The following is a 24,681-nucleotide window of genomic DNA, read 5'->3' on the forward strand; positions in this document are numbered from 1 at the left end:
ATGACCCCAATATTCCGGTTTGAGGGGATATATACCCCCGTCGTGACGCCCCATTTCGAGGACGGCAGCGTCAATTGGGACGCGCTGGCCGATGTCATCGAATACCTGATTGACGCCGGCGTGCATGGCCTGATCTCCGGCGGCTCCACCGGCGAGAACTATGCCCAGACCGTGGAGGAGCGCATTGCTCTGGCCCGTTTCACCCATGAACGGCTGAAGGGCCGCCTGCCGCTGGTGGTGGGCACCGGCGCCATGCTGACCAGCGACTCCATCGCGCTGGCCGAAGGCGCCAAGGAGATCGGCGCGGATTCGATCCTGCTGGCCTCGCCCCCCTACTCGGTCCCGACCGACCGTGAAAACGCGCTGAATGCGCTGGCCATCGACAAGGCCGCTGACCTTCCGGTGATGCTCTACAACTACCCGCACCGCACCGGCACCATGATGGGCGAGGAGTTCCTCGACCGGGTCGGCCGTTCCCGCAATTTCTGCGGCATCAAGGAAAGCTCCGGCGATATCAACCGCGTGCACCTTCTGGCCCGCGACTATCCACATATCCAGCTGGGCTGCGGCATGGACGACCAGGCGCTGGAATTCTTTGCCTGGGGCGCGCCGTTCTGGGTTTGCGGCGGCTCGAACTTCCTGCCGAAGGAACACGTGGCGCTGTACAATGCCTGCGTGATCGAGGGCAACTTTGCCAAGGGCCGCCGCATCATGTCGGCCATGATGCCCTTGATGCGCGTGCTGGAGCAGGGCGGCAAGTTCATCCAGACCATCAAGCACGGTGTCACCATGAACGGCATCGAGGCCGGCGCCATGCGCGCGCCGCTGAAGGGGCTGAACAAGGATGACAAACGCGCGCTGGAACAGGTCGTGCGGGTGCTGAAACAGAAAATCGCAGATATCGAGGCGGAGGGCTGATCCATGTCGCTGCTTACTCAGGACGAATACAAATCCATCGCCGCCAATCTGGACCTGCCCACGGGCGCGTTCATCGACGGCAAGTTCTGCCCGGCCGCGTCCGGCAAGACCTTCGAGACCGTGAACCCGGCCACTGGGGAGAAGCTGGCCGATATCGCGGCCTGCGGTGCCGCGGACGTTGATGTCGCGGTCGAAAAAGCCCGCGAGGCCTTCGACGATGGCCGCTGGTCGAAACTGCACCCGTCGGAGCGCAAGGACGTGCTGATCCGGCTGTGCAAGCTGATGACCCGCAACGCCCATGAACTGGCGGTGATGGAAAGCCTCGACAGCGGCAAGACCATCTATGACTGCGAAACCGTCGACGTGCCGGAGACCATCCACTGCCTGAAATGGCACGCGGAAGCCATCGACAAGATCTATGACCAGGTGTCGCCTGCCTCCGACAATCACATCGCCATGGTGGTGCGTGAGCCGATCGGCGTGGTCGGCCTGGTGCTGCCGTGGAACTTCCCGCTGCTGATGCTGGCGTGGAAGATCGGCCCGGCGCTGGCGGCAGGCTGCTCCGTGGTGGTGAAGCCGGCGGCGGAAACCACCCTGACCGCGCTGCGCGTTGCGGAACTGGCGATGGAAGCCGGCCTGCCCCGCGGTGTGCTGAACATCGTGCCCGGCGGCGGTGCTGAGGTGGGCGAGCCGATCGGCCGCCACATGGATATCGACATGGTCTCCTTCACCGGCTCCACCGTGACCGGCAAGCGCTTCCTCACCTATTCGGCGGAAAGCAATGCCAAGGAAGTGGTGCTGGAGATGGGCGGCAAGAACCCCGCCATCGTGATGGACGACGCCGAGAACCTGGACCGAGTGGCCGCCCACGTGGTGAACGGCGCCTTCTGGAACATGGGCGAGAACTGCTCTGCCTCCTCCCGCCTGATCGTGCACAAGGACATCAAGGCAGAGCTGCTGGAGCGCATCGCCCATCACGCCAAGGCGTGGAACGTGGGCGATCCGCTGGACCCGGAAACCCGGATGGGCGCGCTGGTGTCCCGGGCGCATTTCGACAAGGTTTGCGGCTATCTGGAGCAGGCCGACAACGTGGTGCTGGGCGGCAAGGCGCATGACGGCGCATTTGTCGAGGCCACGGTCGTCGAGGTGCCGGGCAATGACGCGGTGCTGGCGCGCGAGGAGATTTTTGGCCCGGTGCTGTCGGTGATCGAGGTTTCCGGCTTTGACGAGGCCATCCGGATCGCCAATGACACGCAATACGGCCTCTGCGCCTCGATCTTCACCGCCAACGCCAAGCGCGCGATCCGTGGTGCCCGCGCCATCCGCGCAGGCACGGTGACGGTCAACAGCTTTGGCGAGGGCGACATCACCACGCCGTTTGGCGGCTTCAAGCAGTCGGGCTTTGGCGGCCGCGACAACTCTGTCCATGCCCATGACCAGTACACCCAGCTGAAAACCATCTGGATAGATCTGGCCGACGACGCAGACGAGGCCGTGGATTGACCGCCTACACCGCCAAACGTCTGCCCAGGCAGACCGGCGCGGCGGGATGGAATGCCATCCTGCCGCCGCAGGCACCCCTGCCGGTGCTGGAGCAGGACCTGAGTGCCGATGTAACCATCATCGGCGGCGGGTTTGCGGGCCTCTCCGCCGCCCGCCGCCTGCACCAGCTGGACCCCTCGCTGAAGGTGGCGGTGCTGGAAGCCGGCCGCTTTGCCGAAAGCTCCGCCGGGCGCAATTCCGGTTTCATGATCGACCTGCCGCATGATTTGTCATCTGACAATTACGCGGGAACGGGGCTGGACGCGGACAAGGCTGCCATCGCCATGAACCGCAAGGCCATCGCGTTTGCCAAAGACGTGGCCGAAGACTGCGCCCTGCCGCAGGAGATGTTTGATCCCGCCGGCAAGATCAACGCCGCCGCCACCAAGGCCGGCGACAAGCACAACCGCGACTTCGCCGCCCATCTGGAACGGCTGGGCGAGCCGCATCAGCTGCTGAGCCAGCAGGAGATGCGGGAACGAACCGGCAGCCCGCATTACACTTCCGGTCTTTACGCGCCGGGCACGGTGATGATCCAGCCCGCGGCCTATGTCAGGGCATTGTCCAGCCATCTGGCCGGGCAGGTCAGCGTGTTCGAAAACTCCCCCGCCACCGGGTTTGAGAAACAGGGCAACGGCTGGCTGGTCAAAACCCCGAAAGGGCGTATCTCCACCGGCGCGGTCATCCTGGCCAACAACGGCCACCTGGAAAGCTTCGGCTTCTACCAGCGGCGCCTGATGCACATCTGCCTCTATGCCTCGATGACCGAACGGCTGACGCCGGAACAGATCGGGCGGCTGGGCGGTGAACCCCGCTGGTCGGTCACGCCGGCGGATCCGATGGGCACCTCGGTGCGGCGGATTTCCGGGTCTTACGGCGACCGGATCCTGATCCGCACCTGTTCCAGCTTCCACCCCACCATCGAGACCAGCGACATGCGCCTGCGCAACGCGGGCTGGGTGCATGACCGCAAGTTCAAGGAGCGGTTCCCGCATCTGGAAGACGTGCGGATGGAGCACCGCTGGGCCGGTATGCTCTGCCTCAGCCGTAATGGCTCGGCGGCCTTTGGAGAGCTGGACCAGGGCGTCTATTCCGCGTGCTGCCAGAACGGCCTGGGGATTGCGCGCGGCACCTTGCAAGGCATGGGCATCGCCGAGTTGCTGGTGCAAGGCGGGTCCAACATAGCCAGCCACTTCCTGGCCCAGCCGATGCCGCCAAAGCTGCCGCCGGAACCCTTTGCCTCGATTGGCGCCAATACCTACCTGGCGTGGAAGGAATGGCGGTCTGGCAAGGAGTAGCGGGGGGGGCATCCTGCCGGATGCCCCCGGCGGGATCAGCTCGCCAGCACGTTCCGGAAAAGCCAGGGATCGCTTTCGTCGATGTCCTCGGGGAACTGCACCCAGCGGTCCTGCAGCGGCGTCCAATCGGTATAATGCGCCTCGACCGGGCCAAGATAGGGCCGCTGCACCTCAAGACAGCGGGCATGGTCCATCTCGTCCGTCTCTACGATCCCGGCCTCGGGATTTTCCAAGGCCCAGACCATGCCGGCCAGCACCGCCGAGGTGACCTGCAGCCCGGTCGCATTCTGATACGGCGCAAGGTCGCGGGCCTCCTCGTTCGACAGGCGGGAACCAAACCACAGCGCATTCTTTTCATGGCCATAGAGCAGCACGCCCAGCTCATCGATGCCTTCGATGATCTCATCCTCGGTCAGGATATGGTGCCGCTCCTGCTGCTGGCCCGAGCCGAACAGCTCATGCAGGCTCAGCACCGCGTCGTCGCAGGGGTGATAGGCATAGTGGCAGGTCGGTCGGTACTCGGGATCGGCGCCAGCGCCCACGGTGTAGTAGTCGGCGATCGAGATCGCCTCGTTATGGGTGACCAGGAAGCCGAACTGCGGCCCTGGCGTCGGGCACCAGGTATGCACCCGGGTGATCGCGCCCGGCCGCTCCAGCCAGATCGCGGCCTGGCAGCCGGTGTCCTGCCGGTGGCCGTTCTCGGGGAACCAGGTCTCGTGCGTGCCCCACCCCAGCTCGGCGGGCTGGAACCCTTCGGCGATGAAGCCCTCGACCGACCAGGTGTTGACGAAGGTGCCGCGGGCGCGCGGCACCCGGCGGGCCTGGGTATCCCGTTCGGCGATATGAACGCCCTTGACGCCAAGCGACTGCATCAGCCGCGCCCATTCCTCGCGGCTGGCAGGTGTCTCAACGTCGCGGCCCGTATCGCGGGCAAGCGTCAGCAGCGCTTCCTTAACGAACCAGCTGACCATGCCGGGATTGGCACCGCAGCAGCTGACAGCCGTCGTGCCGCCGGGATTGCGCGCCTTTTCATCCCTGACGGCCTGCCGCAGCGCGTAATTGGTGCGGGCGGCGTTGTCCGTGGTGCCGAAGTAGTATCCCGCCCAAGGCTCAACCACCGTATCGATGTAGAGCACGCCGAGCTCACGCAGATAGGTCATGATTTCAAGTGAGGACGTGTCCACCGACAGGTTGACGCAGAACCCCTTGCCCTCACTGAAAAGCCCGCCCAGGACATCCTTGTAGTTTTCCGGCGTCAGCGAGACCTGAAGGTGGTTGATCTTGTGCTGGCGCAGAAAATTCGCCTTGGCGGCATCGGGCTCGATGACCGTGAGCTTTGACGCGTCGAATTCAAAATGGCGTTCGATCAGGGGCAGCGTGCCCTTGCCGATCGACCCGAAGCCTATGATGACGATGGGGCCGTCGATCCGGCCGTAAATGGGATAGTCTTGTGCCATAGGCTTCTCCTTGCAGATTCGTGCGTTCCGGCCAGTATGGGCCAGCTGGTGGGAATCCGGGTGCGAATAATGCGCTCAGTGCCCGTATGCAGCTTTTCGTCCGCCGCCGGAAGTATCGGCAGCCCGCCCAATAATTGGGCACAACCGGGCGATGGGCCGGCCGCACGACTTGGCAGGCCTTTACAGATTGCCCACCCCAAGCCGATGTTTTGGCGCATGTCCGATCCCCTGTCCATCATCGTCGTCGAAAGCGACCGCGACCGCGCGTTCATGATTGTGGACGGCCTGCGTGAGGCCGGGGAGTTCGATATTCAGGTGATTTCAGAGCCATCCGGCCTTGCCCGCCAGATCCAGATGCGGGACCCGGACGTTGTCCTCATCGACATCGCAGACCCTTCGCGCGATGTGCTGGAAGAGCTTACGCTGGCCTCCGGCCCCAAGGAACGCCCCGTGGCAATGTTTGTCGACCGCAGCGCCGAAGGGCTGTCTGCAGCTGCCGTGGAAGCCGGCGTCTCCGCCTATGTGGTCGACGGGCTGCAGCCGGCCCGGCTGAAACCGGTTCTGGACGCCGCCATCGCGCGGTTCCGGCTGTTCCAGAGGATGCGCACAGAGCTGGCCGAGGCCAAGCGGGCGCTGGAGGAGCGCAAGGTGATCGATCGCGCCAAGGGCATGATCATGAAGGCCCGGGGCATCGAAGAGGATGCGGCCTATGCGCTGTTGCGCAAGGCCGCGATGGACCAGAACAAACGCGTCGCAGAGGTGGCGCAGGCGCTGGTAACGGCGGCGGGGTTGCTGGCATGAGCTTGGCCAGGATCCCTGCCGGCTATGTCCCGCTGACGGATGCCGCGCCGCTGATTGCCGCACAAGAGATGGGGTTTGCCGCGGAAGAGCGGCTGACGCTGGATCTGCACCGCGCACCGTCCTGGTCGTCGCTGCGGGACATGCTGGCCTTTGGCCAGGTGGATGCCGCCCAGATGCTGGCGCCGGTACCGGTGGCGGCGGCCCTGGGCCTGGGCGGGGCCAGCGCGCAGTTTTCCGTCCTCTCCGTGCTGTCCGTCAATGGCACCGTTATCGGCGTCAGCAGCAGGCTGGCCAGCAAAATGGCCGCTGCGGGCTACAGCTTCTCCTTCGGCGATGCAGTTGCCGCCGGGCGGGCTTTGGCTGCCGCCTCCGGCGGGGAGCTGCGGATCGGCGTGCCGTTTCCCTTCTCCATGCATGCCGAGCTGCTGGCCTATTGGCTGGATGGGCTGGGGCTGGACCCATCGCAGGACATCGGCATCCGCACGGTGCCGCCGCCGCTGATGGCTGACGCAATCCGGCGCGGCGGTATCGATGCCTTCTGCGTCGGTGAGCCTTGGGGGTCCATCGCTGTCGAACAGGGCGCAGGCGCACTGCTGCTGCCTGGCCGGGCCATCTGGTCCTTTGCGCCGGAAAAGGTGCTGGCCGTCCGCAGCAACTGGGCCGAAACGGAACCCAGCCTGTCCGGCCGACTGATCCGGGCGCTGTGGCGCGCGGGGCGCTGGCTGGCCGACCCCTCCTCCCGCAGTCTGGCGGCCGAAATCCTGTCTTCCCGCGAGTACCTCGACCTGCCCGCCGAGATCATCGAGCGCGGTTTGCTGGGCAAGTTCACTGTCACCGCTCAGGGGCTGCAGCGCGAAGCGCCGGGGTTTGTCGGCTTTCATGACGGCGCCGCCGGCTTCCCCTGGCGCAGTCAGGCCCAGTGGATCGCCCTGCAGCTGGCAAAACGGAACGGCCTCGATCCGCAGGCAGCTCTGGAAAAGGCAGAGCATGTCTTCAGAAGCGATCTGTACCGCAAAGCTCTGAGCGGAACCGGCGCGGAGCTGCCGGGTGCATCGTCCAAACTGGAAGGTGCGCTGGACGCCGGAACGCTGGCCGCCGGAGAATCGGAGCCGGTTGCCTTGCTGCCGAACCGGTTTTTCGATGGCCGCGTTTTTGATCCCCTGGCCGCCGGCTGATGAAAAATCAGGCAATCTGCTGAATAGAAATGCTGCAATGCAGAATTTCTCGCTGCACCAGCAAAGAAACCTTTGGCGCCGGGCCGATCATCCCGCACACTGAACCCAGACAGGCAATGGCGCCTGACAAAAGTTTATCCCGAAGACCGGGTTTCACTGAGCAAAGCCGCTCGACCCACCGCCACTCCTCCCGGCGGTGCGTGTCAGCGGCTTTTTTTCTGTCCGGGCGTCTGCCCTGGACGCAGCAAACCAAAGGAAACCGACCCGATGAAGACCCTGATCCTTGCCCTCGCAGGCTCCACCGCCCTGACTGCCCCCGCACTGGCTGACATGCTGGACCTGGAAAAGGACGTGCTGACCTTCGGCTTCATCAAGCTGACTGACATGGCGCCGCTGGCGGTCGCCTATGAGCAGGGGTTCTTCGATGACGAAGGGCTGTTTGTCACGCTGGAAGCGCAGGCCAATTGGAAGGTGCTGCTGGACGGGGTGATCGACGGCACCCTGGACGGCGCCCATATGCTGGCGGGACAGCCGCTGGCCGCCACCATCGGCTATGGCACCGAGGCGCATATCGTCACCCCCTTCTCAATGGACCTGAACGGCAACGGCATCACCGTCTCCAACGAGGTCTGGGAGATGATGAAGCCGAGCCTGCCCACGGACGCGGATGGCAAGGTTTCGCACCCGATTTCGGCCTCTTACCTGAAACCGGTGATCGAGGACTTCAACGCCAGGGGCAAGCCGTTCAACATGGGCATGGTGTTCCCGGTCTCCACCCACAATTACGAGCTGCGCTACTGGCTGGCCGCCGGCGGCATCAACCCCGGCTACTACAGCCCCGAGAACGTGACCGGCCAGATCGCCGCCGAAGCCTTCCTGTCGGTAACCCCGCCGCCGCAGATGCCCGCCACGCTGGAGGCCGGCACGATCTCCGGCTACTGCGTGGGCGAGCCCTGGAACCAGCAGGCGGTGTTCAAGGGCATCGGCGTGCCGGTGATCACCGACTACGAGCTGTGGAAGAACAACCCGGAAAAGGTCTTTGGCATCACCGCGGAATTTGCCGAGGAGAATCCGAACACCACGCTGGCGGTGGTCAAAGCGCTGATCCGCGCCGCCATGTGGCTGGATGAAAACGAGAACGCCAACCGACCCGCAGCGGTGGAGATCCTCAGCCGCCCCGAATATGTCGGCGCCGATTATGACGTGATCGCCAATTCGATGACCGGCACCTTCGAATATGAAAAGGGCGACACCCGCGCGGTGCCGGACTTCAACGTGTTCTTCCGTTACAACGCAACCTATCCGTTCTATTCCGACGCGGTCTGGTACCTGACCCAGATGCGCCGCTGGGGCCAGATCGCCGAACCCAAGCCCGACAGCTGGTTCGATGAGGTCGCCCGCTCTGTCTACAAGCCGGAGATCTACCTGGAAGCGGCCCGGCTGCTGGTCGCGGACGGCCTCGCCGATGAGGCGGATTTCCCCTGGGACAGCGACGGCTACAAGGCCCCGACCCCGCCGGAGGATGTGATTGACGGCATCCCCTATGACGGCCGCCAGCCGAACGCCTACCTCGACAGCCTGCCGATCGGCCTCAAGGGCAGCCAGACCGTCGTCGGCAATGCCGTCCAGGGCTGAGCCCGGACGGGAGGGCGGGCGGGGCGAGGCTCCGGCAGGAGCGAGCGCCGTTCCCCTCCCCCGCATCAGCCGATCCAGCAAAACGCCAAGGTGAAAGTTTCCCCATGACAACCGTTGACCCCGCATCGCTCAGCACCGAGGCCCGCCGGGCCCGGCTTTTCAACCGCATCAGCAAGGCCGACGCCTGGTTCCAGGTTCTCGGCCTCGCCTGGATCACCCCCATCCTGAAAGCCGCGGCGGGCGACAACCCGCGCGCCCAGCTGAAGGAAATCTGGCGCCTGCTGGCCGTGCCGCTGCTGGCCATCCTCGGGTTCCTGCTGCTGTGGGGCACGCTGGCCCCGCGGGTGCAGACCTCGCTCGGCGCCATCCCCGGCCCCGCCCAGGTCTGGGCGGAAGCCGTCAATCTGCACCAGGACGCGCGGCAGAAGGCGGTCAAGGAAGCCGCCTTTTACAAGCGGGTGGAGCAGCGCAACGAGCGGCTGATTGCCCAGGGCAAGGCGGATCAGGTCAAGGACATCCCCTACACCGGCGCGCCCAGCTATTACGATCAGATCTGGACCTCGATCCAGACCGTGTTCTTCGGCTTTTTGATCGCAGCGATTGTGGCCATCCCGCTGGGCATTCTCGGCGGGCTGTCACCGCTCGCCAATGCGGCAATCAACCCGCTGGTGCAGATCTTCAAGCCGGTGTCGCCGCTGGCGTGGCTGCCGATCGTGACCATGGTGGTCTCGGCGCTTTATGCCAGCAATGACGGGCTGTTCGCGAAATCCTTCCTGGTGTCGGCCATCACCGTGACCCTGTGCTCGCTGTGGCCGACGCTGATCAACACGGCGCTTGGGGTCGCCTCCATCGACAAGGACCTGGTGAATGTCTCCAAGGTCCTGAAGATGAGCACCCGCGCCAAGATCACCAAGCTGGTGCTGCCCTCGGCGCTGCCGCTGATCTTCACCGGGCTGCGGCTGTCGCTGGGGGTCGGCTGGATGGTGCTGATCGCCGCCGAAATGCTGGCCCAGAACCCCGGCCTTGGCAAATTCGTCTGGGACGAGTTCCAGAACGGCTCCAGCCAGTCGCTGGCCCGCATCATCGTCGCGGTGCTGACCATCGGCATCATCGGCTTCCTGCTGGACCGGGTGATGTACGCGCTGCAGTCGCTGTTTACCTTCTCGAACAACCGGTGACCCGTCATGAGCATTCTTGAATTCACCAATGTCTGCAAAAGCTTCGGCGAAGGCGCAAACCGCACCGGCGTGCTGAAGAACATCAGCCTCAGCGTTCAGGAGGGCGAGTTCCTGGTGCTGCTGGGCTTCTCCGGTACCGGCAAGACAACGCTGATCAACCTGATGGCCGGGCTGGAGACGCCCTCATCCGGCAGCGTCACCTTCAAGGGCCGCCAGATCACCGGCCCCGGCCCCGAACGCGGTGTGATCTTCCAGAACTATTCCCTGATGCCCTGGCTGACGGTGGCGGGCAACGTGGGGCTGGCGGTGGAGTCGCTCTTTCCCGGCCTGGCGGCTGGCGAAAAGCAGGCCAAGGCAGAGCATTACATCCGGATGGTCGGCCTTTCCCACGCCGCCAGCCGCCGCCCGGCCGAGCTGTCGGGGGGCATGCGCCAGCGGGTCAATGTGGCGCGTGCGCTGGCGATGGACCCGGAGGTCCTGCTGCTGGATGAGCCGCTGTCGGCGCTGGATGCGCTGACCCGCGCCAATCTGGCCGATGAGATCGAAGCGATCTGGGAGGCGGACAAGAAGACCTGCGTGCTGATCACCAACGACGTGGACGAGGCGATCCTGCTGGCCGACCGCATCATTGCGCTGAACCCGGACGGCACCTTGGGAGAGGAGTTCAAGGTCACCCTGCCCCGCCCGCGCGACCGCAGTGCCATGAACCACGACGGAACCTTCAAGGCGCTGCGCGCCGGGATCACCGGCTACCTGATGGACGCGGGCATCAAGGGCAAGACCGGCGGTGACAGGGTGCTGCCGGATGTGACCCCGATCCACAAACTGCCGGCCGCCGTCGCCGAGGCCGGCAAGTCGATGGTCGACGAACGCTACCTGGACTTTTCCCAGCTTCACAAGATCTACCCGACGCCCAAGGGGCCGCTGACCGTGGTCGAGGATTTCAGCCTCAAGATCAACAAGGGCGAGTTCATCTCGCTGATCGGCCATTCGGGCTGCGGCAAGTCCACGGTGCTAACCATGGCCGCTGGGCTCAATCCGATCTCCAAGGGGGCAATCAAGCTGGACCGCCGCCATGTGGAGGGCGCCGACCCGGAACGCGCCGTGGTGTTTCAGTCGCCCAACCTGTTCCCCTGGCTGACCGCGCGGGAGAACTGTGCCATCGGGGTCGACAAGGTTTATCCCAAGGCGTCCCAGGCGGAGCGGCAGGACGTGGTGGAATACTACCTCGAACGCGTCGGCCTGGCGGACGCGATGGACAAGCCCGCAAACGCCATGTCGAACGGCATGCAGCAGCGGGTCGGCATTGCCCGCGCCTTTGCCCTGTCGCCCAAGCTCCTGCTCTTGGATGAACCCTTCGGCATGCTCGACAGCCTGACCCGCTGGGAACTGCAGGAGGTTCTGATGGAGGTCTGGAGCCGCACTAAGGTGACCGCGATCTGCGTCACGCATGATGTGGACGAGGCGATCCTGCTGGCCGACCGGGTGGTGATGATGACCAACGGGCCCCAGGCCACCATTGGCAAGATCACCGAAGTAGACCTGCCCCGCCCCCGCACCCGCAAGGCGCTCTTGGAGCACCCGGATTACTACACCTACCGGCAGGAGGTGCTCGATTTCCTCGAGGAATACGAACACGGGGCCAAGCCGAAGGCGAAAGCAGCCGCAAACCAGATTGCAGCGGAGTAAGACCATGACCCAGAAACTCGTCATCATCGGGGCCGGCATGGCCTCTGGCCGGGTGATCGAGCATCTGCTCGACGCGGACCCAAGCGCCTACGACATCACCCTTTTCAACGCCGAGCCGCGCGGCAATTACAACCGCATCATGCTGAGCCCGGTGCTGTCGGGCGAGAAGTCTTACGAGGAAATCGTCACCCATTCGGATGACTGGTACGCAGAGCACGGCATCACATGCCGGTTCGGCGAGCATGTGGTGAGGATCGACCCCGAAATGAAGGTGGTCGAGGGTGAGAACGGCCATGTGCCTTATGACAAGCTGGTGATCGCCACCGGCTCCGCCCCCTTTATCATCCCGGTGCCGGGCCACGATCTGCCCGGCGTGATTTCCTACCGCGACCTCGACGACACCAATGCGATGATCGACGCCGCCGTAAAGGGCGGCAAGGCGGTGGTGATCGGCGGCGGGCTGCTGGGGCTGGAAGCGGCCGCGGGCCTCAAGGAACGCGGCATGGACGTGACCGTGCTGCACCTGATGGGCCATCTGATGGAACGCCAGCTGGATGAGGCCGCGGGGTATCTCTTGCGCAAGGATCTGGAGGCGCGCGGCATCACCGTGAAAACCCAGGCCTCGACCAAGGCGATCCTGGGCGAGGACCGCGCCCGGGCGGTGCTGTTGGAAAGCGGCGAGACGCTGGGGGCCGATCTGGTGGTGATGGCGGTGGGCATCCGCCCGGAAACCCGCCTTGCCACCGACGCGCATCTGGACGTGGCCCGCGGGATCGAAGTGAACGCGCAGATGCAGACCTCGGACCCGGATATCTACGCGGTGGGCGAATGCGTGGAGTTCGACGGCCATCTCTTCGGCCTCGTCGCGCCGCTCTATGACCAGGCCAAGGTGCTGGCGGACAGCCTGCTGGGCCAGCCGAATGCCTTTGTGGTCAAGGAGCTGGCCACCAAGCTCAAGGTCACCGGCTGCGACCTGTTCAGCGCCGGGGATTTTGCCGAGGGCGAGACCCGCGAGGATATCGTGTTCCGCGACCCGGCCCGCGGCATCTACAAGCGGCTGGTGATCGAGGACGACCGGCTGATCGGTGCCGTCATGTATGGCGATACTGCCGATGGCAGCTGGTTCTTCGGCCTGATCAAGGACGGCACGGATATCGAGGACATGCGCGATACGCTGATCTTCGGACCGGCCTTCCAGGGGGGCGCCTCCGCGGACCCTCTGTCAGCCGTTGCAGCCTTGCCGCCTGAGGCGGAGATTTGCGGCTGCAACGGCGTTTGCAAGGGACAGATCACCCGCGCCATCGAAGGCGGCGCAACGGACCTCGGCGCGATCCGCGCCACGACCAAGGCCAGCGCCTCCTGCGGCACCTGCACCGGGCTGGTCGAACAGCTCCTGTCGGTGACACTGGGCGACGGCTACGCCGCCCCGCAGGCCCAGCCCATCTGCGGCTGCACCTCCCACACCCACGAGGACGTCCGCCGCCTGATCAAGTCGCAGGAGCTGAAAAGCCAGGCCGCGGTCTGGCAGGAACTGGGCTGGACCACCCCCAACGGCTGCCATGTCTGCCGCCCGGCGGTGAACTACTACCTCCTGGCGGACTGGCCGCTGGAATACCGGGACGACCCGCAAAGCCGTTTCGTGAACGAGCGCAAGCACGCCAACATCCAGAAGGACGGCACCTTCTCCGTAGTTCCGCGGATGTGGGGCGGCATCACCACACCCGACGAGTTGCGCGCCATCGCCGATGCCGCCGACAAATACGATGTGCCCACGGTCAAGGTGACCGGCGGCCAGCGCATCGACCTTTTGGGCGTTCGGGGCGAAGACCTGCCTGCGATGTGGGCGGATTTGAACCGGGCCGGGCTGGTGTCGGGCCATGCCTATTCCAAAGGGCTGCGCACGGTGAAGACCTGCGTTGGCACCGATCACTGCCGTTTCGGCACCCAGGACTCGACCGGGCTGGGCATCAAGCTGGAGAAACACCTGTGGGGGTCCTGGACGCCGCACAAGCTGAAGCTGGCGGTCTCCGGCTGCCCGCGCAACTGCGCCGAGGCGACCTGCAAGGACATCGGCGTGGTCTGCGTCGACAGCGGCTACGAGATCCACGTCGGCGGCGCCGCGGGCATGGAGATCAAGGGCACCGAGCTGCTGTGCAAGGTGGCAACCGAAGAAGAGGCGATCGAGGTGATCTCCGCCATGACCCAGATCTACCGCGAGAACGCCAAGTACCTGGACCGGATCTACAAGTGGCTGGCCAAGGTGGGGCTCGACTGGGTCAAGGAACAAATCGTCGACGACGCGGACAACCGCAAGGCGCTCGCCGCCCGGTTCGAGCTCTCGCAATCCGTCTACCGCAAGGACCCCTGGGCCGAACACGCGCAGGACAGCACCACGCGGGCGCAATACGCGCCGCTTGCCAATCTCACACTGGAGGCTGCCGAATGAGCTGGATCGACATTGGCCATATCGACGACATCCCGCTGCATGGCGCGCGGGTGGTGAAAACGCCCGTGGGCTGCGTCGGACTGTTCCGCACCGGCCCGGCGGAGGTCTTTGCCGCCTCCGACCGCTGCCCTCACAAGGGCGGGCCGCTCTCCGAAGGCATCGTGCACGGGCAAAGCGTCACCTGCCCGCTGCACAACTGGGTGTTCGATCTGAACACCGGCGAAGCGCAGGGCGCCGACGCGGGCCGGATCGAGACCTATCCGCTGCGCGTGGAGGCAGGCCGCCTGCTGATCGACGGCGCCGCCGTCGGCAAGCGGAGCGCGGCGTGATGGCGGGCGGAACTCCGGCGGAGGTGCGCTCCACCTGCCCCTATTGCGGCACCGGCTGCGGCGTGCTGCTGCGCCGGGATGGCGCGGGCGGGCTGGAGGTGCGCGGCGACCCGGAGCATCCGGCCAACCGCGGAAGGCTGTGCTCCAAGGGGCTGGCGCTGGGGGAGACCGTGGGCCTGGAGGGCCGCCTGCTGGCGCCGCAGGTGCAGGGCCGCGAAAGTGATTGGGACAGCGCGCTGGACCTGGTGGCAGCCAAGTTCCGGCAGGCCGTGGACCAGCACGGCCCGGACAGCGTGGGGTTCTACCTGTCGGGGCAGATGCTGACCGAGGACTATTACGTCGCCAACAAGCTGATGAAGGGCTTTCTCGGCTCCGCCAATATCGACACCAACTCGCGCCTCTGCATGGCCTCCACCGTGGCCGGTCACAAGCGCGCCTTCGGCACCGACACGGTGCCCGGCACCTATGAGGATCTCGACGACGCCGATCTGATCGTTCTCGTGGGCTCCAACCTCGCCTGGTGCCACCCGGTTCTGTACCAGCGCATCCTGGCAGCGCGCGAGGCGCGCGGCACAAGGCTGGTGGTGATCGACCCCCGCCGCACCGCCAGCTGCGATCAGGCGGACATGCATCTGAAACTGCGGGCGGGCAGCGATGTGGCGCTGTTCAACCGCCTGCTGGCAACGCTCTACGAGGGCGGCGCGCTGGATGCGGAGTATTTGCGGCATGTGGAGGGACTGGGCGCGGCGCTGGAAGCCGCTTTTGCCTCTGATGCCGCGGTGACCGGGTTGTCTGAAAGCGAAATAGCAGCTTTCTGTGATCTGTGGATGCGCACCGAAAAGGTGGTGACCGTCTTCAGCCAGGGCGTGAACCAGTCCACCTCCGGCGCGGACAAGGTGAACGCCATCCTGAATTGCCATCTGGCCGCCGGCCGGATCGGCAAGCCCGGCTGCGGGCCGTTTTCGGTGACCGGCCAGCCTAACGCCATGGGCGGGCGCGAGGTTGGCGGGCTGGCCAATATGCTGGCCTGCCATATGGATCTGGAAAACCCCGGACACAGGGCTGCGGTGCAGGACTTCTGGGGCGCCCCCGCGATGCCCGAACGCGCGGGCCTGAAAGCGGTCGATCTGTTCCGCGCCGCGGGCGACGGGCGGCTCAAGGCGCTGTGGATCATCCACACCAACCCCGCCGTGACCATGCCGGAAGCCGATGCTGTACGCGCCGCGATCAAAGCCTGCGACTTCACCGTGGTGAGCGACATTACCGCCGCGACCGACACAGCGCGGCTGGCGGATGTGCTGCTGCCCGCCGCCGCCTGGGCGGAAAAAGACGGCACCGTCACCAATTCGGACCGCACCATCAGCCGCCAGCGCGCCGTCTTGCCGCCGCCCGGCCAGGCCCGCCCGGACTGGGAGATTCTGGCCGATGCGGCCAGGCGCATGGGCTGGGGCAAAGCCTTTGACTTTCAAACACCGGCGCAGATCTTCCGGGAGCATGCAGAGCTTTCGGGGATCGCGGGCCGTTTCGGACTGGATTTCGACATTTCCGGCCTCAGCCGCATGTCCAGCGCAGAATACGGCGCGCTGGAGCCGGTCCGCTGGCCAGTCAGCCGCAGCCGCCAGGGCGGGCGCTTCTTTGCAGACGGAAAGTTCTATCACCAGGATGGCAAGGCCCGGATGCTGCCCATCCGCAGCCAGCCGCCTGCAGCTGCCCCCGGCGGCGATTTTCCGTTCCGCCTGAACACGGGGCGCATCCGGGATCAATGGCACACCATGACCCGCACCGCACAGTCCCCGCGCCTGTCGGGGCATCTTGCCGAGCCATTCGCCGACATTCACCCGGAGGACGCCCGCAAATTGGGAGTCCAGCCCGCGGATCTGCTGCGCCTGCGCAGCCTGCACGGGCAGGCGATCCTGCGGGCGCGGATCACAACGGATGTCCAGCCCGGCGACCTGTTCGTGCCGATGCACTGGACCGGGGAAACCGCGCCTTCGGCGCGCGTCGGGTCTTTGGTTGCCGCGGTGACCGACCCGGTGTCCGGCCAGCCCGAAAGCAAGGCGTCGGTGGTGGCGGCGGAACGGCTGCAAGCGGCCTGGTACGGTTTTGCCGTGTCCTGCCGCCCCATGAAACCCGAAACGGACTACTGGGCCCTGGCGCGGACAGATACCGGGTACCGCGCGGAACTGGCCGGCCTGGCGCCGCTCCGAGATCCGGAGGCGGCGGCGCGCAAGATGTTCGCCTTGCCGGAGGCCGAAATCCAGATGATGACCGACAGCCGCAGGGGAATTGCCCGTCTGGCCCTGCATCAAAACGGCAGGCTGATGGCGGCGCTGTTCATCGCGCCGGAGCCGGTGGCTGTCCGGCGAAGCTACCTGGCCGGGTTGCCTGGCACCGGCACGGCCGGGGTGCTGACCGGACAGCCGCCGGAAGACCTGCCGGATCCCGGCCCGGTTGTCTGCGCCTGTTTCAATGTCGGTGCAAACACGATCCTGCGCGCCGTCGAAACAGGCGGCCTGGTCAGTGTTGCTGATGTCGGCGCTGCGCTGCAGGCGGGCACCAGCTGCGGCTCCTGCCGTTCCGACATCGCCGGGCTGCTGGCCCGCCCCCGCTTTAAACAGGCCGCAGAATAGAGAGCTTGCGCATGACACATCTTCCGCAGCCGCAGACACCCCGCGGCACGCTCGCGCTGGTCGGGGCCGGCCCCGGCGCCAGCGACCTCCTGACGCTGCGGGCGGTTCGCAGGCTGCAGCAGGCTGACACGGTGTTTTATGACCGGCTGGTCGATCCCGACGTTCTGGAGCTCACCTCCCCCGCGGCCAGGCGTGTTTTTGTCGGCAAACACGTCGGAGCGCATGCCTGGCCGCAGGAAAAGATCAACAGGGTCATGGTTGCGGAAGTGCTGAAGGGCCGCCGCGTTGTCCGCCTCAAGTCGGGCGATCCGGGTATTTTCGGCCGTGCGGGTGAGGAATTGGCAGCTGCGCGCGCCGCCGGGATAGACGCGGAAATTGTGCCCGGCATCACCGCCGCCTGTGCCGCCGCCGCCCAGACAGGCATCCCGCTGACCGAACGCGGCGTTTCCGACACGCTTGTGCTGACGACCGCGCAATGCAAGGCGGGCGACCCGCTGCCCGATTGCGCCCGGCATGCGAAGCCGGGAACCACGATTGTCTTTTACATGTCCGCCGGACAGGCATCGCGGGTACGCGGCGCGCTGCTCCGCCTCGGTATGGCGCCGCTCACTCAGGTGATCATTGCTGTTGATGTCTCCAAGCCGGGCGCGCGGACAGTTCATTGCGACATCGGAACGATACCGGATGCGATAAGCCGGCACGCAATAACCGGCTGCGCAACAATCATAATCACCTGGCCCAAGACCAGCTTGGAACAGACAAAGACCGCTATGAAAGTTGGCCAGATGGCGCTGTAGAGAACAAGGGTCCGGCGCGCCTGATGCCGGGGTCAGTTCAACCGCCCCTTGCGGAGCTCGATGAGGCCGCGCAGCGCTCTCAAAAAGACCCCGCGGTCACGATAGCCGACTTGCGAAAGCATTGAAATCACCTCGCGCTGGTCCCGCCGCAGGCTATCGTAAAAATCAGAAGTTTCCGGCGAAACCATGTGGGCCCGTGATACCAGCAGGGCGAGCGATCTCTGGTCCATTCCTTCGGTCAGATCGGACCAAAAGCCGAGGCTCCTGCCAGAAGCCTCGCAGGCCTTTCTGAGAAGCTCACGTTCGCCTTCGGACAAGTCCCGGTTACTTCCTCCGCCCCCGGCGTGATAAATATCTTTGTTTGTCCGCTCCAATGGAAACTCGCCTATCAATAAACTATGCACACGCATTGATTGTTGATGCTTAGGCTGATAGGTGTCAACTACTTGTTTAATAATTCACATGTGTAAACTTTTGAGGCGAGGATGATAGCTGACCGCATTGATGCTGCCTGCAAGATCGCTGGGGTGAGATTGAAAACGGCCTGCACAATGTCGGGAGTCAATTACGGCACCCTCAGAAGCCAGATGAGAAATAACCGCGAAATCCCCGCGTCCTCCTTGGCGCTTCTTTCCGCCGGCCTGCGCATTCCCATCCAGTTCTTCTTTGACCTGCCCGGTGAAGACCACGCCTCCGTCACCAGGCTCAACCGCTGGCGGGCGGCTGAGGTCGCCAATACGGAACATGCCGCGTGCTCGAGGGCAGGGTTCAACGTGACAACGGACCACATTCTGGATTGGTACCACCAGGAGGGCGGGCAGCTGAACAACTGGGAGTGGTTCGAGGACCAGGTTGATATCTACGAACCTCTCGAACCCACGGACCGGATCATGCACCCGATCCAGATCGGGAAACGCAGCACCGCGGCAGAGCGGCTGATGCTTGCCGGAAGCCGCGATTTCTACCGCATCGTCGGATCCTTCGAAGAGAAGGTTATCGAACGCGCAATGCACTCGCACCGGATGCTCAGCGAGGTTCCGTACATTGTGACGGACGAAGAACTCGACGTGATCATCAAGGGGCTGCGGGTGCGGGGCGGCTACCGCAAGGTGACGATGCGGGTGACCGGCCCCCAAGAGGAGCCGGTCACTGCGGTTTTCTCAAAGCTGACCTGGCTCGACACTGCTGATGATGTGCGAGAAGTGGACTGCGTTGAGGCCTAGGATCATCTGATCGTTTGCCAGGCCTTCCGGGACCGGATCCGCCCAGGAAATCGCATTCCGGTACTTGCCGTTAAAGCCGTAATCGTCAGCCAGGCGGCGGTGCTTGTAGGCAATGATCGTGTACATCCAGTCAAAATCCCACCACGTGGCGGCCAGCAGCTTCACATATTGCGCGAAATCGCCAAGCCTCCGGATGCCTCCCCGCTCGTCCGGCGCAACCTCGATGCCGCCGAAGTAGATAAGCCTGCCCCGCAGTTCGTCGATCAGCGGCTGCGAGACGCTTGCCACCACCTCGTCCCGGCCGCGGTACCGGGAGGTCGCAAGGTCCCGGAAGTAACTCCCGAAATCCTTGCCGCCCAGGTCAACGCTCCTGGCTGAGATGCAGGTTATGCACTTGTCTTCCCGTTTCAGGAACAGCCAGAAGGCCCGCCCTGAACGCAGGTCATCTTCACTGACTTCGGACATTGGATGAACGCGCTTCTTGCCCACGTCGCCAAGGAGGGCCGGCAGCTCCTCCGGGGTTGTGCACACGTGAAGGGAAAGGCCATCCGCGCTGAACCTTTTTTCAATGGCCCGCATATGTTTGAGGATGATCTTATTCTCCATGTTCTTCTCCTGTTGAATAATGGAATTATGCACTCGCATGACGGGTGCGTGAATAAGACTCGCCTCATTTTTGGTTGTGGAGCACGCATTTCCTGCGGAAACGGGCTGGCCTCCGCCGGAAAGCACTCGAATTATATGGCCGGCCCTGCTCCCAGCGGCGGAAAAGCCGTTTTACGGCTCCATAATTGCACGCCGCCAAAGTCCTGAATCCGGGACGATGCGAGGGCTTAGCCAGCCTTGGCACCGATGCGCGAGGCTGCGGGCCTCATCCGGCGAAGGTTTTTTCAGGAGGGAGGAAAAGAGGTTCCGGGCCGCAATAGCCCGGACACGGTTCAGCTCATGGCAGGCTCAGCTTGGCCATGCGGCCGCCGTCCACGGTGCAGACCTGGCCGGTGATGAAGCCTGCGTCCTCTGATGCCAGGAAGGCCACCAGCGCCGCCACTTCCTCCGGCTTGCCGGTGCGGGCCATCGGGTGGATGCGGGCGATATCGCGGCGGAAGGCGTCCGGGTCGGGCATTGCCTCGATGAAATCCAGGTTCAGATCCGTGTCGATCCAGCCCGGCGCCACCGCGTTGCAGCGGATGCCCTCTGCCCCGTGATCCACCGCCACCGCGCGGGTGAGCCCGTGCAGCCCCGCCTTGGAGGCGCAATAGGCGGCGTGGCCGGGGTTGCTGCCCAGCCCCTCGATGGAGCCGGTGTTGACGATGCAGCCCTTGGTCTTGCGCAGATGGGACAGCGCCGCCTGGATCATCAGGAAGGGCGCGGTCAGGTTGACCGTCAGGTTGCGCTGCCAGTCGGCGAGGCTCATCTCCTCGACGCGCGCTTCCTGCATCATGCCGGCGTTGTTGACCAGCACATCAAGGCCCCCTGCCCTGCTGACTGCCTCCGCCACCACCTGGGCCGGGCTGGCCGGGTCGGTGAAATCGGCGGCAATTGCCTCAAACTCCGTATCCGCACCGCGCTGTGCGGTGAAGACGCGGGCGCCCTCGTCGCGCAGACGCCGGGCGATGGCCTGGCCGATGCCGCTGCGCCCGCCGGTGACGAGCGCAACCTTGCCGTCAAACCGGCTCATGACACCGGTTTCCCGCCGTTCACCTCCACCAGTGCGCCGCACATGTAGCGGGAGGCGTCAGAGGCCAGGAACATCACCACATCGGCAATGTCCTCCGGCTCGGCAATCCGGCCCAGCGGCACGGTTTTGCCCAGTTCCGCCACCGCGCTGTCCGGGTCAAAGCCGCGCTTTTCGAACCCGGTGCGCAGCATCGGGGTGTTCACCTCATTCGGGCAGACCGCGTTGATGCGGATGCCCTGATGCGCGTGGTCCATCCCCATGCATTGCGTCAGCGAGGCAATCGCCGCCTTGGTCATGCAGTAAAGCGCGTGGTTCGGCCCCGGGTTCCTGCCGCCCCAGCAGGACGAGGTGTTGACGATGGCACCGCCGCCGTTGCGCGCCATGATCGGGATCGCGGCGCGGCAGATGCGGAACGGCGCCTCGACATTCACCCCCATCGACAGGTGCCAGTCGGCGTCCGAGGTTTCCGTCACCGGGCCGCGGGTGATGACGCCTGCGTTGTTGATGACGATGTCCAGGCCGCCAAGCGCCAGCTGTGCCGCCTGCGGCAGCGCATTGGCGTAATCCGGCTCCAAGAGATCACCCGGCAAATGCGCCTCGGCCTCGATAGCGCTGGTGTCGCGGTCGGCAACAGCCACCTTGGCGCCCGCCGCCCGCAGGCGCTGGACAATGGCGGCACCGATGCCGCCCGCCGCGCCGGTGACCAGTGCGCATTTTCCCCGAAATTCCATGTTGTTATCTCTCCCTTAAAACGAGGCCACCGGAGCGCCGAACAGGCTCTCATCGGGCGTGACGCCCAAACCCGGCCCCTGCGGCACGCTGATGTGGCCGCCCTCGATGCGGATGCCGTTCTCCGCGTCGTAATTGCCTTCGATATACGGCGCGGCCAGCCAGACGCCCTCCAGCAGGCCCGGTTTCACGGTGGCGCCGATATGGGTGCAGGCGGCGGCGATGATGTCGCCGCCCCAGCTGTCGTCGCAGGTGTGCGGCAGGTTGCGGGCCTCGCAGATGTCGCGGAAGGCCCGCATCGGATGCAGGCCGCCAATGCGGGTGACCTTCATGCCAAAGCCATCGACCAGCCCGGTGCCGGCCGCGGTGATCACCGTGTTCAGGCTGGTGCTGTTTTCATCCATATAGAGGCCATGGCTGATCTGCGGGCGGATTTTCTGCAGGTCTTCCAGCGTGTTGCAGGGCTGTTCCATGATGAAGGGGATCTCCGGGCATTCGCGGCTCACGCGCAGCGCGTCCCGCGTGGTCCAGCCGCGGTTGCCATCGACCGCCAGCCGCATGCCGGAGCCGCCGATCTTCTCCCACACCTTGCGGATGGTCTCGATGTCCAGCTCCACCGGGCGGCCGCCGACCTTGACCTGCAAGCGCGGATAGCCCTCCGCCAGCTTCTCGGCGGCCAGCCGGGCGATGTCGTCCGGCGCGCCGACGCCGGTGGCATAGTAGGACGGCACCCGGTCCGTCGCCGCACCGCCCAAGAGGGTTGAGACACTGACGCCCAGATGCTTGCCCAGCAGATCATGCGCCGCGATGTCGATGGCGGCCTTGGCGTAGTTGTGGCCGTTCAGCAGCCCGTCCATCCGCCGGTGCAGGGTCACCGGTGCCACCTCGGCCCCGATCAGCCCCTCCGCCATCGCAATCAGCGCCGCGCGGGCGCCGGCGGCGTGGGATTCGGCGTAGGTCGGACCCACCGGGCAGGTCTCGCCCCAGCCCGTCTGGCCGTTGTCGGCCACCAGTTTCACCAGCGTCGTGTCCAGCGCCCAGACCTCGGCATTGGCCATGGTATAGGGGCCGTTCTTCACCGGCAGATCATGCTGATAGATATGGATTTCCGCGATTTTCATGTTCTGTGCCCTGTTGGAAAAAAGGCCCGCTCTGTACAGAGCGGGCCAGTCGGGGAGGAGAGATCAGTAGCTCTGATTCAGCTCATCCGCCGCGGGAATTTCGCGCTCGCGCCGGGCGATGTAATCGAGCAGTTCCTCGTTCTTCGCCTCGTCCAGCTTGGGCTCTTCGTACTCCGCCAGCAGCTTTTTGGCGCGTTTCAGGGCGCGTTCGGTGATCTCGACGCTGCCTTCAGCCTGCCATTGCTCGATCGAGTTGTTGTCGAACAGCTCCGGCATGAAGAAGGCTTCCTGGAAGTTCTCCTGGGTGTGCGGGTGGCCCAGGTAGTGGCCGCCGGGACCGACATCGGGAACTGCCGCAATGGCCTGGTCGAAGTCGTGCCATTTCGGGCCTTCCGCCATCCGGTAAGCCATCGCGCATTGCTCCGCATCGACGATGAACTTGGCGACCGAGCAATGCATCCCGGCCTCGTTCCAGCCCGCGGAGTGCCAGATGTAGTTGGCGCCGGCGTGGATCACTGCCGACAGGGTGGTCGCGGATTCGTAGCCAGCCTGCGCGTCAAACGTCTTGGCGCCGCCCAGGGTGTTGGAGGTCCGCCACGGCACATCGTAGTAGCGCGCCATCTGGCCGATCATGAAGTTCATCAGCGAGATTTCGGGCGTGCCGGCCATCGGCGCGCCGGATTTCATCGAGACGGTCGACAGGTAGTGGCCATAGATCGCCGGCGCGCCCTTGCGGATCACCTGGGTGTAGGCCAGCGCGCTCAGCGCCTCGGCGTTCAGCTGCGCCACGGTGGCCGGGACCGAAGCCGGGGTGTTGGCGCCGCCCAGAACGAAGGGCGAGCACAGCACCGGCTGCTTGCGTTTGCAGAAGGCGCGCATCGCACCCAGCATGGTCTCATCCCAGACCAGCGGCGAGTTGCCGTTGCAGTTGCCGGTGGTGACCGGGTGATCCTCCAGGAACTCCTCCCCGAACAGGATCGCGCACATGTCCATCACGTCTTCGGCGTTCTTGGGGCTGGTGGTCATGCCCATGAACGTCTTGTCGGAGTATTTCATCGACGAATAGGTGATGCGCAGGTGGCGCTGGCTGATCGGGTGATCATAAGGTTCGACGATATGGTGGGCCGAGGAATGCAGGGCCGGCATCATATGCGCCAGCTTGTGGAACATCGCCAGGTCTTCCAGCATCGGGTTGCGGCGCACATCGTCCAGGTCGCGCAGGAACGGCGCACCGGTCATCGGCACAAAGATCGAATGCTTGCCGCCCAGGCGCACGTTCTTCTTTGGGTCGCGCGCATGGTAGGTGAAATCGCTGGGGATGGTCTTGATCAGCTCCCGCACCAGGCCGCGGTCCAGATAGACCAGCTCGCCCTCGACCTTGGCGCCGGCTTTCTTCCAGTCCTCAAGCGCAATGGGGTCGCGGAACTGGACGCCGACGTTTTCCAGGATGTTCATCGAGGCGTTGTCGATCATTTCGACCTGGGCGCCGTCCATCACCTCGCACAGGGGGATGTTGCGGGTCAGGCCCGGCAGCATGTCGAATTTCGGTGCGGTGCGCAGGGCGCGGCGGGCGTTGCGGCCGCCGGAGCGGGCGCGGGGGGCAGTGGCTTGCTCAGTCATGGCAGGGGTCTCCTTTGACCGGCAGTTTCCCCAAATGAATCCGGTTTCACCTGCAGGATTCCGAAATGCGGTTGCAAAAACCGACATTCCAGCTGAAGGATCCGCCTTGGACGGGAAGGATACCGCCCGGGGACCGCATCCGGTTCCGGTGCGCGAGGTCCAGCACCGCCTGTTTAGACCCTGATTAGAGCCTGTTTTTGCTTTCAGTGCAGGAATTTCCCGGCCGGGGCGACTCGCCTGACGGCACCCCTTGCGGATCATGCACAGTGCGGCAGGAATTTTGCCCCTCCCCTGCCCCGCCCAGCCACTGAAGGTATTTACCGTTAAATTTCAGCGTCTTAGCTAAACACTTGCCGCAGGTTTCGCAATCCGGCAGAAATCCGGAAAACCCGTCTGCAACCTGTAAATGAAGGAA

20 protein-coding genes are annotated in these 24,681 nt (G+C 64.8%); 13 read left to right on the plus strand and 7 right to left on the minus strand.

Annotated features, from left to right (window positions below; genetic code table 11):
• Genes ACFMBG_RS11925 through ACFMBG_RS11935 form a run of 3 tightly spaced genes read left to right on the plus strand, consistent with a single transcriptional unit; the run spans position 1 to position 3,758 of the window.
• Positions 1–918: a dihydrodipicolinate synthase family protein gene (locus tag ACFMBG_RS11925; RefSeq protein WP_421054921.1), complete on the plus strand. Its 918-nt coding sequence runs from the start codon at positions 1–3 to the stop codon at positions 916–918.
• A 3-nt stretch (positions 919–921) separates the two neighbouring features.
• The gene (locus ACFMBG_RS11930) at positions 922–2,421 is read left to right on the plus strand and encodes an aldehyde dehydrogenase (RefSeq protein WP_421054922.1); all 1,500 of its coding nucleotides are present in this window, start codon (positions 922–924) and stop codon (positions 2,419–2,421) included.
• The gene (locus tag ACFMBG_RS11935; RefSeq protein ID WP_421054923.1) at positions 2,418–3,758 is read left to right on the plus strand and encodes an NAD(P)/FAD-dependent oxidoreductase; all 1,341 of its coding nucleotides are present in this window, start codon (positions 2,418–2,420) and stop codon (positions 3,756–3,758) included. Before ACFMBG_RS11930 ends, ACFMBG_RS11935 begins: the two co-directional genes overlap by 4 nt.
• A gap of 35 nt (positions 3,759–3,793) precedes the next feature.
• On the opposite strand, the gene ACFMBG_RS11940 is transcribed toward ACFMBG_RS11935, so the two are convergent.
• On the minus strand, positions 3,794–5,215 hold the full coding sequence (locus ACFMBG_RS11940; protein ID WP_421054924.1) for a homospermidine synthase: 1,422 nt from the start codon (positions 5,213–5,215) through the stop codon (positions 3,794–3,796).
• Positions 5,216–5,431: 216 nt separating this feature from the next.
• On the opposite strand from ACFMBG_RS11940, the gene ACFMBG_RS11945 reads away from it, so the two are divergent.
• The 9 genes from ACFMBG_RS11945 (at position 5,432) to cobA (ending at position 17,895) form a co-directional block, all read left to right on the plus strand.
• Positions 5,432–6,016: an ANTAR domain-containing response regulator gene (locus ACFMBG_RS11945; RefSeq protein ID WP_421054925.1), complete on the plus strand. Its 585-nt coding sequence runs from the start codon at positions 5,432–5,434 to the stop codon at positions 6,014–6,016.
• A complete protein-coding gene (locus ACFMBG_RS11950; RefSeq protein ID WP_421054926.1) occupies positions 6,013–7,191 on the plus strand; it encodes a CmpA/NrtA family ABC transporter substrate-binding protein in 1,179 nt (392 codons plus the stop codon). Before ACFMBG_RS11945 ends, ACFMBG_RS11950 begins: the two co-directional genes overlap by 4 nt.
• Before the next feature lie 267 nt (positions 7,192–7,458).
• Positions 7,459–8,826: a CmpA/NrtA family ABC transporter substrate-binding protein gene (locus tag ACFMBG_RS11955; protein ID WP_421054927.1), complete on the plus strand. Its 1,368-nt coding sequence runs from the start codon at positions 7,459–7,461 to the stop codon at positions 8,824–8,826.
• A gap of 104 nt (positions 8,827–8,930) precedes the next feature.
• Complete coding sequence (locus tag ACFMBG_RS11960) at positions 8,931–10,004, plus strand: ABC transporter permease (protein WP_421054928.1); 1,074 nt, start codon at positions 8,931–8,933, stop codon at positions 10,002–10,004.
• A gap of 6 nt (positions 10,005–10,010) precedes the next feature.
• Entirely contained in the window at positions 10,011–11,693 is a 1,683-nt protein-coding gene (locus tag ACFMBG_RS11965; protein ID WP_421054929.1) for an ABC transporter ATP-binding protein, read from the plus strand.
• Positions 11,694–11,697: 4 nt separating this feature from the next.
• Positions 11,698–14,139, plus strand: a complete 2,442-nt coding sequence (gene nirB, locus ACFMBG_RS11970) for a nitrite reductase large subunit NirB (protein WP_421054930.1) — start codon at positions 11,698–11,700, stop codon at positions 14,137–14,139.
• Entirely contained in the window at positions 14,136–14,468 is a 333-nt protein-coding gene (gene nirD, locus ACFMBG_RS11975; protein WP_421054931.1) for a nitrite reductase small subunit NirD, read from the plus strand. The genes nirB and nirD overlap by 4 nt, the downstream gene beginning before the upstream one ends.
• Positions 14,468–17,098, plus strand: a complete 2,631-nt coding sequence (locus tag ACFMBG_RS11980; protein ID WP_421054932.1) for a molybdopterin-dependent oxidoreductase — start codon at positions 14,468–14,470, stop codon at positions 17,096–17,098. The genes nirD and ACFMBG_RS11980 overlap by 1 nt, the downstream gene beginning before the upstream one ends.
• Before the next feature lie 11 nt (positions 17,099–17,109).
• Complete coding sequence (gene cobA / locus ACFMBG_RS11985; protein ID WP_421054933.1) at positions 17,110–17,895, plus strand: uroporphyrinogen-III C-methyltransferase; 786 nt, start codon at positions 17,110–17,112, stop codon at positions 17,893–17,895.
• Between the two features lie 32 nt (positions 17,896–17,927).
• On the opposite strand, the gene ACFMBG_RS11990 is transcribed toward cobA, so the two are convergent.
• Positions 17,928–18,212, minus strand: a complete 285-nt coding sequence (locus ACFMBG_RS11990) for a hypothetical protein (RefSeq protein WP_421054934.1) — start codon at positions 18,210–18,212, stop codon at positions 17,928–17,930.
• A gap of 270 nt (positions 18,213–18,482) precedes the next feature.
• Here ACFMBG_RS11990 and ACFMBG_RS11995 point away from each other — a divergent pair, with 270 nt between their 5' ends.
• Positions 18,483–19,118 carry a hypothetical protein gene (locus tag ACFMBG_RS11995; RefSeq protein WP_421054935.1) on the plus strand — a complete coding sequence of 212 codons (636 nt, stop codon included), beginning with the start codon at positions 18,483–18,485 and terminating at the stop codon, positions 19,116–19,118.
• On the opposite strand, the gene ACFMBG_RS12000 is transcribed toward ACFMBG_RS11995, so the two are convergent.
• The 5 genes from ACFMBG_RS12000 to ACFMBG_RS12020 all read right to left on the minus strand — a co-directional run bounded on the left by ACFMBG_RS12000 (position 19,056) and on the right by ACFMBG_RS12020 (position 24,266).
• Positions 19,056–19,724 carry a hypothetical protein gene (locus ACFMBG_RS12000; RefSeq protein WP_421054936.1) on the minus strand — a complete coding sequence of 223 codons (669 nt, stop codon included), beginning with the start codon at positions 19,722–19,724 and terminating at the stop codon, positions 19,056–19,058. The two genes, ACFMBG_RS11995 and ACFMBG_RS12000, sit on opposite strands and share 63 nt — an antisense overlap.
• Before the next feature lie 337 nt (positions 19,725–20,061).
• Positions 20,062–20,796 carry an SDR family NAD(P)-dependent oxidoreductase gene (locus ACFMBG_RS12005; protein WP_421054937.1) on the minus strand — a complete coding sequence of 245 codons (735 nt, stop codon included), beginning with the start codon at positions 20,794–20,796 and terminating at the stop codon, positions 20,062–20,064.
• Complete coding sequence (locus ACFMBG_RS12010; RefSeq protein WP_421054938.1) at positions 20,793–21,527, minus strand: SDR family NAD(P)-dependent oxidoreductase; 735 nt, start codon at positions 21,525–21,527, stop codon at positions 20,793–20,795. Before ACFMBG_RS12010 ends, ACFMBG_RS12005 begins: the two co-directional genes overlap by 4 nt.
• Before the next feature lie 15 nt (positions 21,528–21,542).
• A complete protein-coding gene (locus ACFMBG_RS12015) occupies positions 21,543–22,646 on the minus strand; it encodes a mandelate racemase/muconate lactonizing enzyme family protein (RefSeq protein WP_421054939.1) in 1,104 nt (367 codons plus the stop codon).
• Between the two features lie 63 nt (positions 22,647–22,709).
• A complete protein-coding gene (locus ACFMBG_RS12020) occupies positions 22,710–24,266 on the minus strand; it encodes a trimethylamine methyltransferase family protein (protein ID WP_421054940.1) in 1,557 nt (518 codons plus the stop codon).
• Positions 24,267–24,681: the final 415 nt, after the last annotated feature.

The organism is Leisingera coralii (genome assembly GCF_049056525.1).
Taxonomy (GTDB): Bacteria; Pseudomonadota; Alphaproteobacteria; order Rhodobacterales; family Rhodobacteraceae; genus Leisingera; species Leisingera coralii.

What these genes read in the sequence shown, in the direction of transcription:
- ACFMBG_RS11925 (WP_421054921.1), top strand. Translation starts at nt 1, where the DNA reads ATGACCCCAATATTCCGGTTTGAGGGGATATATACCCCCGTCGTGACG.
- ACFMBG_RS11930 (WP_421054922.1), top strand. Translation starts at nt 922, where the DNA reads ATGTCGCTGCTTACTCAGGACGAATACAAATCCATCGCCGCCAATCTG.
- ACFMBG_RS11940 (WP_421054924.1), bottom strand. Translation starts at nt 5,215, where the DNA reads ATGGCACAAGACTATCCCATTTACGGCCGGATCGACGGCCCCATCGTC.
- ACFMBG_RS11945 (WP_421054925.1), top strand. Translation starts at nt 5,432, where the DNA reads ATGTCCGATCCCCTGTCCATCATCGTCGTCGAAAGCGACCGCGACCGC.
- ACFMBG_RS11950 (WP_421054926.1), top strand. Translation starts at nt 6,013, where the DNA reads ATGAGCTTGGCCAGGATCCCTGCCGGCTATGTCCCGCTGACGGATGCC.
- ACFMBG_RS11955 (WP_421054927.1), top strand. Translation starts at nt 7,459, where the DNA reads ATGAAGACCCTGATCCTTGCCCTCGCAGGCTCCACCGCCCTGACTGCC.
- ACFMBG_RS11960 (WP_421054928.1), top strand. Translation starts at nt 8,931, where the DNA reads ATGACAACCGTTGACCCCGCATCGCTCAGCACCGAGGCCCGCCGGGCC.
- ACFMBG_RS11965 (WP_421054929.1), top strand. Translation starts at nt 10,011, where the DNA reads ATGAGCATTCTTGAATTCACCAATGTCTGCAAAAGCTTCGGCGAAGGC.
- nirB (WP_421054930.1), top strand. Translation starts at nt 11,698, where the DNA reads ATGACCCAGAAACTCGTCATCATCGGGGCCGGCATGGCCTCTGGCCGG.
- nirD (WP_421054931.1), top strand. Translation starts at nt 14,136, where the DNA reads ATGAGCTGGATCGACATTGGCCATATCGACGACATCCCGCTGCATGGC.
- ACFMBG_RS11980 (WP_421054932.1), top strand. Translation starts at nt 14,468, where the DNA reads ATGGCGGGCGGAACTCCGGCGGAGGTGCGCTCCACCTGCCCCTATTGC.
- cobA (WP_421054933.1), top strand. Translation starts at nt 17,110, where the DNA reads ATGACACATCTTCCGCAGCCGCAGACACCCCGCGGCACGCTCGCGCTG.
- ACFMBG_RS11995 (WP_421054935.1), top strand. Translation starts at nt 18,483, where the DNA reads ATGAGAAATAACCGCGAAATCCCCGCGTCCTCCTTGGCGCTTCTTTCC.
- ACFMBG_RS12000 (WP_421054936.1), bottom strand. Translation starts at nt 19,724, where the DNA reads ATGGAGAATAAGATCATCCTCAAACATATGCGGGCCATTGAAAAAAGG.
- ACFMBG_RS12005 (WP_421054937.1), bottom strand. Translation starts at nt 20,796, where the DNA reads ATGAGCCGGTTTGACGGCAAGGTTGCGCTCGTCACCGGCGGGCGCAGC.
- ACFMBG_RS12010 (WP_421054938.1), bottom strand. Translation starts at nt 21,527, where the DNA reads ATGGAATTTCGGGGAAAATGCGCACTGGTCACCGGCGCGGCGGGCGGC.
- ACFMBG_RS12015 (WP_421054939.1), bottom strand. Translation starts at nt 22,646, where the DNA reads ATGAAAATCGCGGAAATCCATATCTATCAGCATGATCTGCCGGTGAAG.
- ACFMBG_RS12020 (WP_421054940.1), bottom strand. Translation starts at nt 24,266, where the DNA reads ATGACTGAGCAAGCCACTGCCCCCCGCGCCCGCTCCGGCGGCCGCAAC.